Annotated in this window: 14 protein-coding genes; 11 read left to right on the top strand and 3 right to left on the bottom strand. The window is 65.9% G+C overall.

The features are described from left to right. The first annotated feature begins 192 nt into the window (after positions 1–192). A complete protein-coding gene (locus tag M6E97_RS20030) occupies positions 193–864 on the top strand; it encodes a response regulator (protein ID WP_003085524.1) in 672 nt (223 codons plus the stop codon). Then, entirely contained in the window at positions 857–2,239 is a 1,383-nt protein-coding gene (locus M6E97_RS20025; protein WP_003085526.1) for a sensor histidine kinase, read from the top strand. Before M6E97_RS20030 ends, M6E97_RS20025 begins: the two co-directional genes overlap by 8 nt. Positions 2,240–2,246: 7 nt before the next feature. Here M6E97_RS20025 and M6E97_RS20020 read toward each other — a convergent pair whose 3' ends face one another. Next, positions 2,247–3,083 (bottom strand): HDOD domain-containing protein, encoded by an 837-nt coding sequence (locus M6E97_RS20020; protein ID WP_003085528.1) that lies wholly within the window; start codon positions 3,081–3,083, stop codon positions 2,247–2,249. A 100-nt stretch (positions 3,084–3,183) separates the two neighbouring features. Beyond that, on the bottom strand, positions 3,184–4,128 hold the full coding sequence (locus tag M6E97_RS20015; RefSeq protein ID WP_023099917.1) for a YgfZ/GcvT domain-containing protein: 945 nt from the start codon (positions 4,126–4,128) through the stop codon (positions 3,184–3,186). Between the two features lie 272 nt (positions 4,129–4,400). Here M6E97_RS20015 and M6E97_RS20010 point away from each other — a divergent pair, with 272 nt between their 5' ends. Both M6E97_RS20010 and M6E97_RS20005 read left to right on the top strand, forming a co-directional pair. Next, entirely contained in the window at positions 4,401–4,655 is a 255-nt protein-coding gene (locus tag M6E97_RS20010) for a succinate dehydrogenase assembly factor 2 (RefSeq protein ID WP_003085532.1), read from the top strand. After that, the gene (locus M6E97_RS20005; protein WP_033939072.1) at positions 4,639–5,091 is read left to right on the top strand and encodes a protein YgfX; all 453 of its coding nucleotides are present in this window, start codon (positions 4,639–4,641) and stop codon (positions 5,089–5,091) included. The genes M6E97_RS20010 and M6E97_RS20005 overlap by 17 nt, the downstream gene beginning before the upstream one ends. Here the strand turns inward: M6E97_RS20005 and nadB are convergent. Further along, the gene (gene nadB, locus M6E97_RS20000; protein WP_003110247.1) at positions 5,060–6,676 is read right to left on the bottom strand and encodes an L-aspartate oxidase; all 1,617 of its coding nucleotides are present in this window, start codon (positions 6,674–6,676) and stop codon (positions 5,060–5,062) included. The genes M6E97_RS20005 and nadB overlap by 32 nt on opposite strands. Positions 6,677–7,084: 408 nt before the next feature. On the opposite strand from nadB, the gene rpoE reads away from it, so the two are divergent. The 7 genes from rpoE to lepB all read left to right on the top strand — a co-directional run bounded on the left by rpoE (position 7,085) and on the right by lepB (position 13,966). Next, entirely contained in the window at positions 7,085–7,666 is a 582-nt protein-coding gene (rpoE, locus tag M6E97_RS19995; RefSeq protein WP_003085543.1) for an RNA polymerase sigma factor RpoE, read from the top strand. Between the two features lie 31 nt (positions 7,667–7,697). Then, on the top strand, positions 7,698–8,282 hold the full coding sequence (mucA, locus tag M6E97_RS19990; protein ID WP_003101958.1) for an anti-sigma factor MucA: 585 nt from the start codon (positions 7,698–7,700) through the stop codon (positions 8,280–8,282). Between the two features lie 8 nt (positions 8,283–8,290). Next, a complete protein-coding gene (gene mucB, locus M6E97_RS19985) occupies positions 8,291–9,241 on the top strand; it encodes a sigma factor AlgU regulator MucB (protein ID WP_003085548.1) in 951 nt (316 codons plus the stop codon). After that, entirely contained in the window at positions 9,238–9,693 is a 456-nt protein-coding gene (mucC, locus tag M6E97_RS19980; RefSeq protein ID WP_003110245.1) for an alginate biosynthesis regulator MucC, read from the top strand. Before mucB ends, mucC begins: the two co-directional genes overlap by 4 nt. 39 nt (positions 9,694–9,732) lie before the next feature. After that, positions 9,733–11,157 carry a serine protease MucD gene (gene mucD / locus M6E97_RS19975; protein ID WP_022579820.1) on the top strand — a complete coding sequence of 475 codons (1,425 nt, stop codon included), beginning with the start codon at positions 9,733–9,735 and terminating at the stop codon, positions 11,155–11,157. Positions 11,158–11,306: 149 nt separating this feature from the next. Beyond that, positions 11,307–13,106, top strand: a complete 1,800-nt coding sequence (lepA, locus tag M6E97_RS19970; protein ID WP_003085555.1) for a translation elongation factor 4 — start codon at positions 11,307–11,309, stop codon at positions 13,104–13,106. Positions 13,107–13,111: 5 nt separating this feature from the next. Further along, positions 13,112–13,966 carry a signal peptidase I gene (lepB, locus tag M6E97_RS19965; protein WP_003085558.1) on the top strand — a complete coding sequence of 285 codons (855 nt, stop codon included), beginning with the start codon at positions 13,112–13,114 and terminating at the stop codon, positions 13,964–13,966. The last annotated feature ends 123 nt before the right edge of the window (positions 13,967–14,089 follow it).

Genomic DNA, 14,089 nt, shown 5'->3' with positions numbered 1-14,089 from the left:
TGTTCTTGTACGCCGAGCACCACGCTGCAGGGCGTTTTGGCGGACGATCTGCGCCGTCCATCGACTGATCCTAAGACGCCAAGCTTTCGCCAGGCTTTCAGCAATCCCCGGTGGCAGAGAAGCCATTTACCGGAGGGTTTTCCCCGGTACACTTCGCCTCTTGTGCCCTCATCCGGTGGTGGAGAACCGTCCATGCGCATCCTTCTGGTGGAAGATCATCCGCAGCTCGCCGAAAGCGTGGTCCAGGCGCTCAAGGGCGCTGGCTGGACGGTAGACCTGCTGCAGGACGGGGTGGCCGCCGACCTGGCCCTGGCCAGCGAGGAGTACGCCCTGGCGATCCTCGACGTCGGCCTGCCGCGGATGGACGGCTTCGAGGTGCTGGCGCGCCTGCGCGGGCGCGGCAAGACCCTGCCGGTGCTGATGCTGACTGCGCGCGGCGAGGTGAAGGACCGGGTGCACGGCCTCAATCTCGGCGCCGACGACTACCTGGCAAAGCCTTTCGAACTGTCCGAGCTGGAGGCGCGGGTCAAGGCCCTGCTGCGCCGCAGCGTGCTCGGCGGCGAACAGTTGCAGCGCTGCGGCGCCCTGGTCTACGACCTCGGCACCCGGCGCTTCAGCCTCGACGAGCAGCCGCTGACCCTGACCTCGCGGGAACAGGCGGTGCTGGAAGCGATGATCGCCCGTCCGGGGCGGGTGATGAGCAAGGAGCAACTGGCCGCCCAGGTCTTCGGCCTGGACGAGGAGGCCAGCGCCGACGCCATCGAGATCTACGTCCACCGCCTGCGCAAGAAGCTGGAAGGCGGCGCCGTGCGCATCGTCACCTTCCGCGGCCTCGGCTACCTGCTGGAGGCGCAGGGTGACTGATGCCGGCAGTCTGCGCGGACGGCTGCTGCTGTGGCTGGCCCTGCTCCTGCTGCTGGTGCTCCTGGCGAGCGGCCTGAGCGCCTACTGGAACGGCCGCGAGGTGGCCGACACCGCCTACGACCGGACCTTGCTGGCCTCGGCGCGGGCGATCGCCGACGGGCTCTACGAGAAGGACGGCACCCTGCGCGCCGACGTCCCCTACGTGGCGCTGGATACCTTCGCCTACGACAGCGCCGGGCGGATCTTCTACCAGGTCAACGACATCCATGGTCGGATGATCTCCGGCTACGAGAATCTTCCGGCAGCACCCGCCGAGACCCTGCGCACCGACGACTACCCGGCCTTGGCGAAGTTCTACGACGGCGTCTACCAGGGCGTCGACGTACGCGTGGTGAGCCTGCTGCAGCCGGTCAGCGAACCGAGCATGAGCGGCATGGCGGAGATCCGCGTGGCCGAGACCGAAGGCGCCCGCGAGCGCATGGCGCGCAGCCTGATGACCGATACCCTGTTGCGCCTGGGCGTCCTCGGCGTCGGCGCGCTGGTGCTGGTGTGGCTGGCGGTGAGCGCCGCGCTGCGTCCGCTGGATCGCCTGCGCCGCGAGGTGGAAGAGCGCCAGCCGGACGACCTGCGGCCGTTGCCGATGCTCGAGGTCCAGCATGAATTGCGGCCGCTGGTGGAGTCGCTGAACCACTTCACCCAGCGCCTGCGCAGCCTGTTCGAGCGGCAGTCGCAGTTCATCGCCGATGCCGCCCACGAGTTGCGCACCCCGCTGGCGGCGCTCAAGGCGCGCCTGGAACTGGGCCTGCGCGAGCAGGAGCCGGAAGCCTGGCGTTCGACCCTGGAGACCACGGCGAAGAACACCGACCGCCTGATCCATCTGGCCAACCAGTTGCTCTCCCTGGCGCGCATCGAAAGCGGCGCCCAGGCCATCGCCGAGGGCGGCGCCGAGCGTATCGACCTGACCGCCCTGGCCCGGGAACTGGGCCTGGCGCTGGCGCCGCTGGCCTATGCGCGGGGAGCCTCGCTGGCGCTGGAAAGCGCCGGGCCGGTGTGGATCCAGGGTGAACCGACGCTGCTCAACGAATTGCTCAGCAACCTGCTGGACAACGCGCTGGCGCACACCCCGCAGGGCGGCAACGTGATCCTCAGGGTGCTGGAGGGGGGAGTGCTGGAAGTGGAAGACGATGGTCCGGGAATTCCCGCCGCCGACCGCGAGCGGGTCTTCCAGCGCTTCTACCGGCGCGGCGACAGCCCCGGCAGCGGCCTGGGGCTGGCGATCGTCGGCGAGGTCTGCCGGGCGCACCGGGCGCAGATCCAGCTCGACCAGGGCGAACTGGGCGGCTTGCTGGTGCGGGTGCGCTTCCCGGCGGAGTAGGGCGGGCCTATTGCAGCATGCTGGTGGCGGCTTCCAGGGCGCTGGAGAGGTCCTCGTCTTCCTTCATGTCGACGGTCGGTTCGAGGCCGAGCTTGGCGAACGCCGGGATCTGGCTCCAGTCCAGGCGGGTATAGGGATGCTCGCTGCCAAGGTAGCTCTGCAGGGTGGCGACCTGGACCAGGTCGGTATAGTCGGCGCGCGGTGAGTTGCGGGTGAAGTCCAGGTGCTGGCGCGGGACCTCGGCGATCGGCGCGGGGAAATCCCAGGCCTTGAGGATGCGCTCGCCGATCAGCGGATGGATGCGCTCGATCACGTGGCTCAGGCTGATGGAGTCCGACAGCAGCTCGTTGTGATCCTCGGCGTAGGTGAGGATCGGCAGCACGCCGATCTGGTGCACCAGCCCGGCCAGGGTCGCCTGGTCCGGCGCCAGGCGGGTGTAGTGACGGGCCAGCACGTGGCAGATGCCGGCGATCTCGGTGCTCTTGTTCCAGACTTCGCGCATCTTGCGGTCGACCACGTCGGTGGTGGCCTGGAACATCTGCTCCATGGCCAGGCCGGTGGCCAGGTTGCAGGTGTAGTTGATGCCCAGCCGGCTGATCGCCATCTGCAGGTCGGTGATTTCCTTCGGGCTGCGCAGCAGCGGACTGTTCACCACGCGGATGATGCGCGCGGTCAGCGCCGCGTCGTTGCCGATCACCTTGCTCAGGGCCTGGATGCTGACATCCGGGTCCTCCGCCGCCTCGCGGACCTGCAGGGCCACCTCGGGCAGGGTCGGCAGCACCAGTTCATCCTGATCGATGGCGCGGATCAGGTCCTGTTGGACTTTGTCGGCAAGCTTGCTCATGGCATTTCCTTTGAAAACGCAATGGCCGGAGCACGCTCTACGTGCACCGGCCATGGGAATACTGGCGGGCCGTCCGCGGACGGCGAGGCACAGTTTACGGTCAGCGCTGGATTTCGCGGTCGCTGTCCAGCGTGTAAGGCAGATTGAGGAGGACGAGCGGCGCTCCTTCGGCGCTTCCGAGGCTGATCCGGCCGTCGGCGACGGCGTCGTCTTGCAGCACGGCGAGCAATTCCACGCTGTTCTCCGGCGTACGGGCGGCCAGTACCACTTCGCCGACGCTGGTGGAATGGACCGGCGAGAACAGCCCGGTGCCGGGGGCCGGCACCTCGTCTCCGCCCAGCGCCAGGCGATACAGGCGGCGCTTGAGGCGGCCGAGATACTGCATGCGGGCGACGATTTCCTGGCCGGTATAGCAGCCCTTCTTGAAGCTGACCCCGCCGACCGCCTGCAGGTTGATCATCTGTGGGATGAACAGCTCGCGGGTAGCGCCGAACACCTGGCCGACGCCGGCGCGCACCTGGCCGAGCAGCCAATCGTCAAGCGGCGCCTCGCGGCTGTGCTCGCGGAGCGTGGCAAGCACCGTCTCGGCGCGCTGCGCCGGAATCCACAGCTCGACGCGGGCGTCGCCCAGGGCGACGGCGAGCAGGTCGCCGTGGCGGGCGATCCTGCCGCTCTCTGCCGGTGCCTCGATCCCCAGGGCGCGTAGCGCCTCGCCGGCGTCACGCAGGCCAACGCGGAGCCAGGCTGCGCTCTCGTCGGCAAGGCTGGCCTTGGAGAATACGGCGTATTTCTTCAGCTCCGCCAACTGGGCCTCGAGCAGCTCGCCGGCCATCGCCAGCAGCAGGCCGTCGCCCTCGGGCAAGATGCGGAAGCTCGATAGCAGGCGGCCCTTGATGTTGCAGCGGCCGCCGAGGCTGGAGGTCTCGTCGTTCAGATAGGCGAGGTTGCAGGTCAACTGGCCCTGGAGGAATTTGGCGGCGTCCGGGCCGCGGACGGCGAGGATGCCTTCATGGACTAGCGGAGTGTGGAAAGCGGGGTCGGCCATTGCGATGCTGCGCGGTCAGTCAGTCAGGACCGTCATCATAGAACTCGGTCCGAGGCTTGTCAGCGGGCAAGAATGCCTGGCGCATCCGCCTTGACGGTTGTCGGACACTTCCGAGGCCGCCGTCGGCATGGGCCTGCGTCCCGCGCGGATGCCCTTGGTTTGCCGGGCAATACGACCAAGGGCGGACGCCGGCGGAGCGACGCCTCGTCATCAGGCCGCGCCATTCGAGCGCAACCGCCCTATAATGCCGGGCGTTTTCGAGGAGCCCGAACATGGCAGATGAAACCGAACTGAAACGACTCTACTGGCACAGCCGTCGCGGCATGCTGGAACTGGATGTGCTGCTGGTGCCTTTCGTGCAGGAGGTTTACCCGGGCCTGGACGCCGAGGACCAGGCGCGCTTCCGCAAGCTGCTGGAGTGCGAGGACCAGGACATGTTCGGTTGGTTCATGCAGCGCGGCGAGCCGGAAGACGCCGACCTGCGGCGGATGGTGCGGATGATCCTGGACCGTGTCCAGCCGGATTGAGCCGTTCGAATGCCGCTGGCGGGTCTCTCCGATCCTGCTGGCGGCGAGCCTGGCACTGTGGGCCCTGGCGCTGCTGTCGATCCTGCTGGCGGCGCTGCCGGTCTGGCTGAAGCTGCCGCTGGCGCTGGTCTGCCTGGCCTACGGTGCCTGGGGGCTGTACCGCCAGGTACTGCTGCGCGGCTCGCGGGCCTTCCGTGGCTTGCGCCATGACGAGCAGGGCTGGCAGCTGTGGAGCGCCGGAAGCGGCTGGCAAGCGGTGCAATTGCGCCCTGACAGCCTGGCGCTGCCCTGGCTGATCGTACTGCGCGTGCGCCTGCCGGGCCGCTGGCGCATCCTTGGCTGCTGTATCCCGGCCGATGCGTTGGGGGCCGACAGCCATCGGCGCCTGCGTGTCCGCCTGCGCTTCAGTCGCCGTAGATGGGCGGCACCAGGATAGTGTCGCGGGCTTCGGGCAGCAGGTCCGGATAATCCAGCGTGTAGTGCAGGCCCCGGCTTTCGCGGCGCTGCATGGCCGAGCGGATGATCAGTTCGGCGACCAGTGCCAGGTTGCGCAACTCGATCAGGTCGCGGCTGACCTTGTAGTTGCTGTAGAACTCGTCGATCTCGCTGAGCAGCAGGCGCACCCGGTGCTGGGCGCGCTGCAGGCGCTTGTTGGTGCGCACGATACCGACGTAGTCCCACATGAAACGCCGCAGTTCGTCCCAGTTGTGCGCGATGATCACGTCCTCGTCGGAGTCGGTGACCTGGCTGGCGTCCCAGCTCGGCAGGCTTTCCGGCAGGGGCGTGCCGGGCAGGCGCTGGAGCATGTCGGCGGCGGCAGAGCGGGCATAGACGAAGCATTCCAGCAGCGAATTGCTGGCCATGCGATTGGCGCCGTGCAGGCCGGTGAAGGTGGTCTCGCCGATGGCGTAGAGGCCCGGCACGTCGGTATGCCCGTGCTGGTCGACGAGCACGCCGCCGCAGGTATAGTGCGCGGCCGGCACTACCGGGATCGGTTGCTGGGTAATGTCGATGCCGAAGTCCAGGCAGCGCTCGTAGACGGTGGGGAAGTGCGCCTTGATGAACTCGGCCGGCTTGTGGCTGATGTCCAGGTAGACGCAGTCGATCCCCAGGCGCTTCATTTCATGGTCGATGGCGCGGGCCACGATGTCCCGGGGCGCCAGTTCGCCACGCGGATCGAAGCGCGGCATGAAACGCTCGCCATTGGGCAGGCGGAGCAGGGCGCCTTCGCCGCGCAATGCCTCGGTGATGAGGAAACTCTTGGCCTGCGGGTGGTACAGGCAGGTCGGGTGGAACTGGTTGAACTCCAGGTTGCCGACCCGGCAGCCGGCGCGCCAGGCCATGGCGATGCCGTCGCCGGAGTTGCCGTCGGGATTGCTGGTATAAAGGTAGACCTTGCTCGCGCCGCCGGAGGCCAGCACGCTGAAGCGGGCACGGAAGGTATCGACTTCGCCGCTTTCCCGATTCAGCACGTAGGCGCCCAGGCAGCGCTTGCTCGGCAGGCCGAGCTTGCGCTCGGTGATCAGGTCGACCGCCACCCGCTGCGACAGCAGCTCGATGTTCGGTCGCCGCCGGGCCTGGGCCAGCAGGGTATTGAAGATCGCGGCGCCGGTGGCGTCGGCGGCATGGATGATGCGCCGGTGGCTGTGCCCGCCTTCGCGGGTCAGGTGGTATTCGAAGCTGCCTTCCTCGTGGTTGTGCTGCTCGTCGCGGGTGAAGGGCACCCCCTGTTCGATCAGCCACTGGATCGCTTCGCGGCTATGCTCCACGGTGAAGCGCACCGCGTCCTCGCGGCACAGGCCGCCACCGGCGACCAGGGTGTCCTCGACGTGGGATTCCACGGTGTCGGTATCGTCCAGCACGGCGGCCACGCCGCCCTGGGCCCAGTAAGTCGAGCCCTGCGACAGTTCGCCCTTGCTGAGGACGGCGATGCGCAGGTGTTCCGGAAGGGTCAGGGCCAGACTCAGGCCGGCGGCGCCGCTGCCGATGACCAGTACATCGTGTTGATAATGTTGGCTCATGCCCGCATTTCCCCGTGGTGGAGCCCTAGTATATAGAAGGGCCTGGCGGCACAATAGCGCACCCCCGCTGCCGGTCCGGCGGATGAGCTGCGGGCCTGTCATCGGCAGGCGTCATCAGAGCGGGGCGATGTAGTGCTGGAACTTTCTTAGACGCATCGGTTCCAAAGCAGGATGCCTGAAGACCTCGTCCGGTTGGCCTACCCAGCGGCACAGAGGCCGGGCCCTGAGCCCGATGCAATCCATTTTCGCGGGGCCCGGACACGATGTCCGGGGCCGCACGTCACGAGCGAGGAAAAAACTCGTGACGCATGCTTGGAGGGGAGAACTTTTGCAAGAAGCCCGAGTCTATCTTGGCAAGACGATTCGCTGGGACGCTCGAAGCTCCTCCAGGTTCGAAGAGGAGCTTTCATGCTAACCCAGGAACAGGATCAGCAACTGGTTGAACGGGTACAGCGCGGAGACAAGCGGGCTTTCGATCTGCTGGTACTGAAATACCAGCACAAGATACTGGGATTGATCGTGCGGTTCGTGCACGACGCCCAGGAAGCCCAGGACGTAGCGCAGGAAGCCTTCATCAAGGCATACCGCGCGCTCGGCAATTTCCGCGGCGATAGTGCTTTTTATACCTGGCTGTATCGGATCGCCATCAACACCGCGAAGAACCACCTGGTCGCTCGCGGGCGTCGGCCGCCGGACAGCGATGTGACCGCAGAGGATGCGGAGTTCTTCGAGGGCGACCACGCCCTGAAGGACATCGAATCGCCGGAACGGGCGATGTTGCGGGATGAGATCGAGGCCACCGTGCACCAGACCATCCAGCAGTTGCCCGAGGATTTGCGCACGGCCCTGACCCTGCGCGAGTTCGAAGGTTTGAGTTACGAAGATATCGCCACCGTGATGCAGTGTCCGGTGGGGACGGTGCGGTCGCGGATCTTCCGCGCTCGTGAAGCAATCGACAAAGCTCTGCAGCCTTTGTTGCGAGAAGCCTGACACAGCGGCAAATGCCAAGAGAGGTATCGCTATGAGTCGTGAAGCCCTGCAGGAAACTCTGTCCGCTGTGATGGATAACGAAGCGGATGAACTCGAGTTGCGGCGGGTGCTCGCAGCTTGCGGCGAGGATGCCGAGCTGCGTTCCACCTGGTCGCGCTACCAGTTGGCGCGGTCCGTCATGCACCGCGAGCCTACCCTGCCGAAGCTGGATATCGCTGCGGCGGTCTCGGCTGCCCTGGCCGACGAGGCCGCTCCGCCGAAAGCGGAGAAGGGGCCGTGGCGGATGGTCGGTCGCCTGGCGGTCGCTGCCTCGGTGACCCTGGCGGTGCTGGCCGGCGTGCGTCTGTACAACCAGAACGACGCCCTGCCGCAGATGGCGCAACAGGGGACCACCCCGCAGATCGCCCTGCCGCAGGTGAAAGGCCCGGCCGTGCTGGCCGGCTACAGCGAAGAGCAGGGGGCGCCGCAGGTGATCACCAACTCCTCGTCCAGCGATACCCGCTGGCATGAGCAGCGTCTGCCGATCTACCTGCGTCAGCACGTGCAACAATCCGCCGTCAGTGGTACAGAGAGCGCGCTGCCCTACGCTCGGGCAGCCAGCCTGGAAAACCGCTGAGGAGAGACATGCGCACCACCTCCCTGTTGCTTTTGCTTGGCAGCCTGATGGCGGTTCCCGCCACTCAGGCTGCCGACGCTTCCGACTGGCTGAATCGTCTCGCCGAGGCCGATCGCCAGAACAGTTTCCAAGGCACCTTCGTCTACGAGCGCAATGGCAGCTTCTCCACCCATGAGATCTGGCATCGCGTGGAGAGCGATGGCGCGGTTCGCGAGCGCCTGCTTCAGCTCGACGGCGCGCGCCAGGAAGTGGTCCGGGTCGATGGGCGCACCCAGTGCATCAGCGGCGGCCTTGCCGACCAACTGGCCGATGCCCAGCTGTGGCCGGTGCGCAAGTTCGATCCTTCCCAACTGGCTTCCTGGTACGACCTGCGCCTGGTCGGCGAATCCCGTGTCGCCGGCCGCCCGGCAGTGGTCCTCGCGGTGACCCCGCGCGACCAGCATCGCTACGGCTTCGAGCTGCACCTGGACCGCGACACCGGCCTGCCGTTGAAATCTCTGCTGCTGAACGAGAAGGGGCAGTTGCTCGAGCGCTTCCAGTTCACCCAGTTGAATACCGGCGCGGCACCTGCCGAAGACCAGTTGCAGGCGGGCGCCGAATGCCAGGTCGTCGGCCCGGCCAAGGCCGACGGCGAGAAGGCCGTGGCCTGGCGCTCGGAGTGGCTGCCGCCAGGTTTCACCCTGACCCGCAGTTTCATGCGTCGCAGTCCGGTCACCCCCGATCCGGTCGCCTGCCTGACCTATGGCGATGGCCTGGCACGATTCTCGGTGTTCATCGAGCCGCTGCACGGTGCCATGGTTGGCGACGCGCGCAGCCAGCTCGGCCCGACCGTGGTGGTTTCCAAGCGCCTGCAGACCGATGACGGCGGCCAGATGGTGACCGTCGTCGGCGAAGTGCCGCTGGGCACCGCCGAGCGGGTGGCGCTGTCCATCCGGCCCGAGGCCGCCGCCCAGAAATGATCGAGGAGCAGGGGCGAGTGGTGGCGACCGAGCCGGGAGCGGTATGGGTCGAGACCGTGCGCCGCAGTACCTGCTCGTCCTGCTCGGCCAATGCCGGTTGCGGCCAGGGGCTGATGCAGCGCCTGGGCGTCGGCGCGGGGCGTGCCCGGGTGCGCGCGTTGAGCGACCTGAGCCTGCGGGTCGGCGATGCGGTCGTCCTAGGAATTCATGAAGACCTGTTGTTGCGCGCCTCCGTCCTCTTCTATCTTTTCCCTCTGCTCGGGTTTTTCGTGGCAGCATTGCTGGCGACCCGGGCGGGCCTTGTCGAACCTCTGATCATCGTGTCCGGGCTGGCGGGTTTGCTGGCGGCCTGGCTATTGGTGCGTCGGCATGCTCGTCGTCATGCCGATGATCCAGCCTCGCAGCCGGTGGTTCTGCGAGCGCTGATTTCCGGGCCGTCCGATTCGGCCTGAGTCTTTCTCTTCCCTCGAACATCACGGGAGCTGTAGTCGATGCATACCCTAAAACGCTGTATGGCTGCGATGGTGGCCTTGCTGGCCTTGAGCCTGGCGATGACGGCCCGGGCAGAACTGCCGGACTTCACGCCTTTGGTCGAACAGGCGTCGCCGGCGGTGGTGAATATCAGTACGCGGCAGAAGCTGCCGGATCGCGCCATGGCGCGCGGGCAGCTGTCGATCCCCGACCTCGAAGGGCTGCCGCCGATGTTCCGCGACTTCCTCGAGCGCAGCATCCCGCAGGTTCCGCGCAATCCGCGCGGGCAGCAGCGCGAGGCGCAATCGCTGGGTTCCGGCTTCATCATCTCCAACGACGGCTACATCCTCACCAACAATCACGTCGTGGCCGATGCCGACGAGATCCTGGTGCGCCTGTCCGACCGTAGCGAGCACAAGGCCAAGTTGATCGGCGCGGACCCGCGCAGCGACGTGGCGGTGCTGAAGATCGAGGCGAAGAACCTGCCGACCCTGAAACTGGGCGATTCGAACAAGCTGAAAGTGGGCGAATGGGTCCTGGCCATCGGTTCGCCGTTCGGCTTCGATCACTCGGTCACCGCCGGTATCGTCAGTGCCAAGGGGCGTAGCCTGCCGAACGAGAGCTACGTACCCTTCATCCAGACCGACGTGGCGATCAACCCGGGTAACTCCGGCGGTCCGCTGCTGAACCTGCAGGGCGAAGTGGTCGGCATCAACTCGCAGATCTTCACCCGTTCCGGCGGCTTCATGGGCCTGTCCTTCGCCATTCCGATCGATGTCGCGCTGAACGTCGCCGACCAGTTGAAGAAAGCCGGCAAGGTCAGCCGCGGCTGGCTGGGTGTGGTGATCCAGGAAGTGAACAAGGATCTCGCCGAGTCCTTCGGCCTCGACAAGCCGTCCGGCGCGCTGGTGGCGCAGCTGGTGGAAGACGGTCCGGCGGCCAAGGGCGGCCTGCAGGTGGGCGATGTGATCCTCAGCCTGAACGGCCAGTCGATCAACGAGTCCGCCGACCTGCCGCACCTGGTGGGCAACATGAAGCCGGGCGACAAGATCAACCTGGACGTGATTCGCAACGGCCAGCGCAAGTCCTTGAGCATGGCGGTAGGCAGCCTTCCGGACGACGACGAGGAAATCGCCTCGATGGGCGCTCCGGGCGCCGAGCGCAGCAGCAACCGCCTGGGCGTGACCGTCGCCGACCTGACCGCCGAGCAGCGCAAGAGCCTGGATATCCAGGGCGGCGTGGTGATCAAGGAAGTCCAGGACGGTCCGGCCGCGGTCATCGGCCTGCGTCCGGGCGATGTCATCACCCACCTGGACAACAAGGCGGTGACCTCGACCAAGATCTTCGCCGACGTGGCCAAGGCCCTGCCGAAGAACCGTTCGGTTTCGATGCGGGTACTGCGCCAGGGGCGCGCCAGCTTCATCACCTTCAAGCTGGCCGAATAAGCCGGCTGGCGAAAAAAGGGCGGTTTCCACCGCCCTTTTTCATGCCCGTCAATCCGTTACCTGCGTGACGCCTTGCCCGAGCATCAGGTAAACTCCCCGGCTATTTTTCGGCGGATTGCCGCCCTTGCCCTTTTCGAGTGTGTTGAGCCGTGAGCGACCTGAGCCATATCCGCAATTTCTCCATCATTGCCCATATCGACCATGGCAAGTCGACGCTGGCCGATCGCTTCATCCAGATGTGCGGCGGCCTCTCCGATCGCGAAATGGAGGCCCAGGTCCTGGACTCCATGGACCTGGAGCGCGAGCGCGGGATCACCATCAAGGCCCACAGCGTGACCCTGCACTACAAGGCGCAGGACGGTAAGACCTACCAGCTCAACTTCATCGATACCCCCGGCCACGTCGACTTCACCTACGAAGTCAGCCGCTCGCTGGCCGCCTGCGAGGGCGCGCTGCTGGTAGTGGACGCCGGCCAGGGCGTCGAGGCGCAGTCCGTCGCCAACTGCTACACCGCCATCGAGCAGGGGCTGGAAGTGATGCCCGTGCTGAACAAGATGGACCTGCCCCAGGCCGAGCCGGAGCGGGTGAAAGAGGAAATCGAGAGCATCATCGGCATCGACGCCACCGACGCCGTGGCCTGCAGCGCCAAGAGCGGGATGGGTGTGCTGGAGGTGCTGGAGCGCCTAGTGACCGCCATCCCCGCCCCGGAAGGCGAGATCGAGGCGCCGCTGCAGGCGTTGATCATCGACTCCTGGTTCGACAACTACCTCGGCGTGGTCTCGCTGGTGCGGGTGAAGAACGGCCGGGTGAAAAAGGGCGACAAGATCCTGGTGAAGTCCACCGGCAAGGTCCACCAGGTGGACAGCGTCGGGGTATTCACTCCGAAGCACACCGAGACCGTCGACCTGAAGGCGGGCGAGGTGGGCTTCATCATCGCCGGTATCAAGGATATCCACGGCGCGCCGGTGGGCGATACGCTGACCCTTAACAACACGCCGGACGTCGAGGTCCTGCCGGGCTTCAAGCGGGTCAAGCCGCAGGTCTACGCGGGCCTGTTCCCGGTCAGCTCGGACGATTTCGAGGACTTCCGCGACGCCCTGCAGAAGCTGACCCTCAACGACTCGTCGCTGCAATACGAGCCGGAAAGCTCCGAAGCCCTGGGCTTCGGCTTCCGTTGCGGCTTCCTTGGCATGCTGCACATGGAGATCATCCAGGAGCGCCTGGAGCGCGAATACGACCTGGACCTGATCACCACCGCGCCCACGGTGGTCTTCGAGATCGTGCAGAAGAACGGCGAGATCATCTACGTTGACAACCCGTCCAAGCTCCCGGACCTGGCGTCCATCCAGGAAATGCGCGAACCGATCTGCCGCGCCACCATCCTGGTGCCCAAGGACCACCTGGGCAACGTGATCACACTGTGCATCGAGAAGCGCGGCGTGCAGCGCGACATGCACTTCCTCAGCGGCCAGGTGCAGGTGGTCTACGACCTGCCGATGAACGAGGTGGTGCTCGACTTCTTCGATCGCCTCAAGTCCACCAGCCGCGGCTATGCTTCCCTGGACTACAGCTTCGATCGTTTCGAGCCGTCCAACCTGGTTCGTCTCGACGTGCTGATCAATGGCGAGAAGGTCGACGCCCTCGCCCTGATCGTCCACCGCGACAACGCCCCCTACAAGGGCCGCCAGCTGGTGGAGAAAATGAAGGAACTGATCCCGCGGCAGATGTTCGACGTGGCGATCCAGGCAGCCATCGGTGGGCAGATCATCGCCCGCTCGACGGTCAAGGCGCTCAGGAAGAACGTGCTGGCCAAGTGTTACGGTGGCGACGTGAGCCGTAAACGCAAGCTGCTGGAGAAGCAGAAGGCTGGTAAGAAAAGGATGAAGCAGGTCGGTAGCGTGGAAATTCCCCAGGAAGCCTTCCTCGCCGTGCTCAAAGTGGATAGCTAGAACCCATGACACTCAATTTCCCGTTGTTGCTGGTCATCGCCGTGGCTGTATGCGGCGCCCTGGCCCTGGTCGACCTGGTGCTGTTCGCGCCGCGTCGGCGGGCCGCGATCTCTTCCTACGAAGGGCAGGTGAACGAGCCCGATCCGGCAGTGCTGGAGAAGCTCAACAAGGAACCGCTGCTGGTGGAGTACGGCAAGTCGTTCTTCCCGGTACTGTTCATCGTGCTGGTGCTGCGTTCCTTCCTGGTCGAGCCGTTCCAGATTCCCTCGGGGTCGATGAAACCTACCCTCGAGGTCGGCGATTTCATCCTGGTCAACAAGTTCGCCTACGGCATCCGCCTGCCGGTGCTGGACACCAAGGTGATCCCGATCGGTGATCCGCAGCGCGGCGATGTCATGGTGTTCCGCTATCCCAGTGAACCGAACATCAACTACATCAAGCGCGTGGTCGGCCTGCCCGGCGACACCGTGCGCTACACCAGGGAAAAGCGCCTGTACGTCAACGGCGAGCTGGTGGCGGAGAAACTGGTCGGCGAGGAACCGGGTACCCTGGGCAGCGTGACCCTGTACCAGGAGAAGCTGGGCCAGGCCGAGCACCTGATCCGCAAGGAAATGAGCCGCTATCGCATCGAGCCCGACCGCCAGTGGACCATTCCCGCCGGCCACTACTTCATGATGGGCGACAACCGCGACAACTCCAACGACAGCCGCTACTGGAACGATCCGAAGATCCCCAAGGATCTGCTGGGCATGGTTCCGGACCGCAATATCGTCGGCAAGGCCTTCGCCGTGTGGATGAGCTGGCCCGATCCGAAGATGAGCAACCTGCCGAACTTCTCCCGGGTCGGCGTGATTCACTGACCTGTGCGCAGGTTCGCCACGCGGAAGGGCGCTCCTGCTGAATAATCGCGAAGCGGGGCTGCTCCCGAGGGCAGCCCCGCTTTCACTTCCGCGAACGCCGCCGCAGGGCCCTGCCCGATGGCG

The sequence above is a fragment of the Pseudomonas sp. B111 genome, from assembly GCF_026428275.1.
Taxonomy (GTDB): Bacteria; Pseudomonadota; Gammaproteobacteria; order Pseudomonadales; family Pseudomonadaceae; genus Pseudomonas; species Pseudomonas aeruginosa.
This window is presented reverse-complemented; position numbering and strand designations above follow the sequence as displayed.

Coding starts and splice junctions, on each gene's coding strand:
- rpoE (WP_003085543.1), top strand. CDS start 7,085: ATGCTAACCCAGGAACAGGATCAGCAACTGGTTGAACGGGTACAGCGC.
- mucB (WP_003085548.1), top strand. CDS start 8,291: ATGCGCACCACCTCCCTGTTGCTTTTGCTTGGCAGCCTGATGGCGGTT.
- mucA (WP_003101958.1), top strand. CDS start 7,698: ATGAGTCGTGAAGCCCTGCAGGAAACTCTGTCCGCTGTGATGGATAAC.
- M6E97_RS20020 (WP_003085528.1), bottom strand. CDS start 3,083: ATGAGCAAGCTTGCCGACAAAGTCCAACAGGACCTGATCCGCGCCATC.
- M6E97_RS20010 (WP_003085532.1), top strand. CDS start 4,401: ATGGCAGATGAAACCGAACTGAAACGACTCTACTGGCACAGCCGTCGC.
- M6E97_RS20015 (WP_023099917.1), bottom strand. CDS start 4,128: ATGGCCGACCCCGCTTTCCACACTCCGCTAGTCCATGAAGGCATCCTC.
- mucC (WP_003110245.1), top strand. CDS start 9,238: ATGATCGAGGAGCAGGGGCGAGTGGTGGCGACCGAGCCGGGAGCGGTA.
- lepB (WP_003085558.1), top strand. CDS start 13,112: ATGACACTCAATTTCCCGTTGTTGCTGGTCATCGCCGTGGCTGTATGC.
- M6E97_RS20030 (WP_003085524.1), top strand. CDS start 193: ATGCGCATCCTTCTGGTGGAAGATCATCCGCAGCTCGCCGAAAGCGTG.
- nadB (WP_003110247.1), bottom strand. CDS start 6,676: ATGAGCCAACATTATCAACACGATGTACTGGTCATCGGCAGCGGCGCC.
- mucD (WP_022579820.1), top strand. CDS start 9,733: ATGCATACCCTAAAACGCTGTATGGCTGCGATGGTGGCCTTGCTGGCC.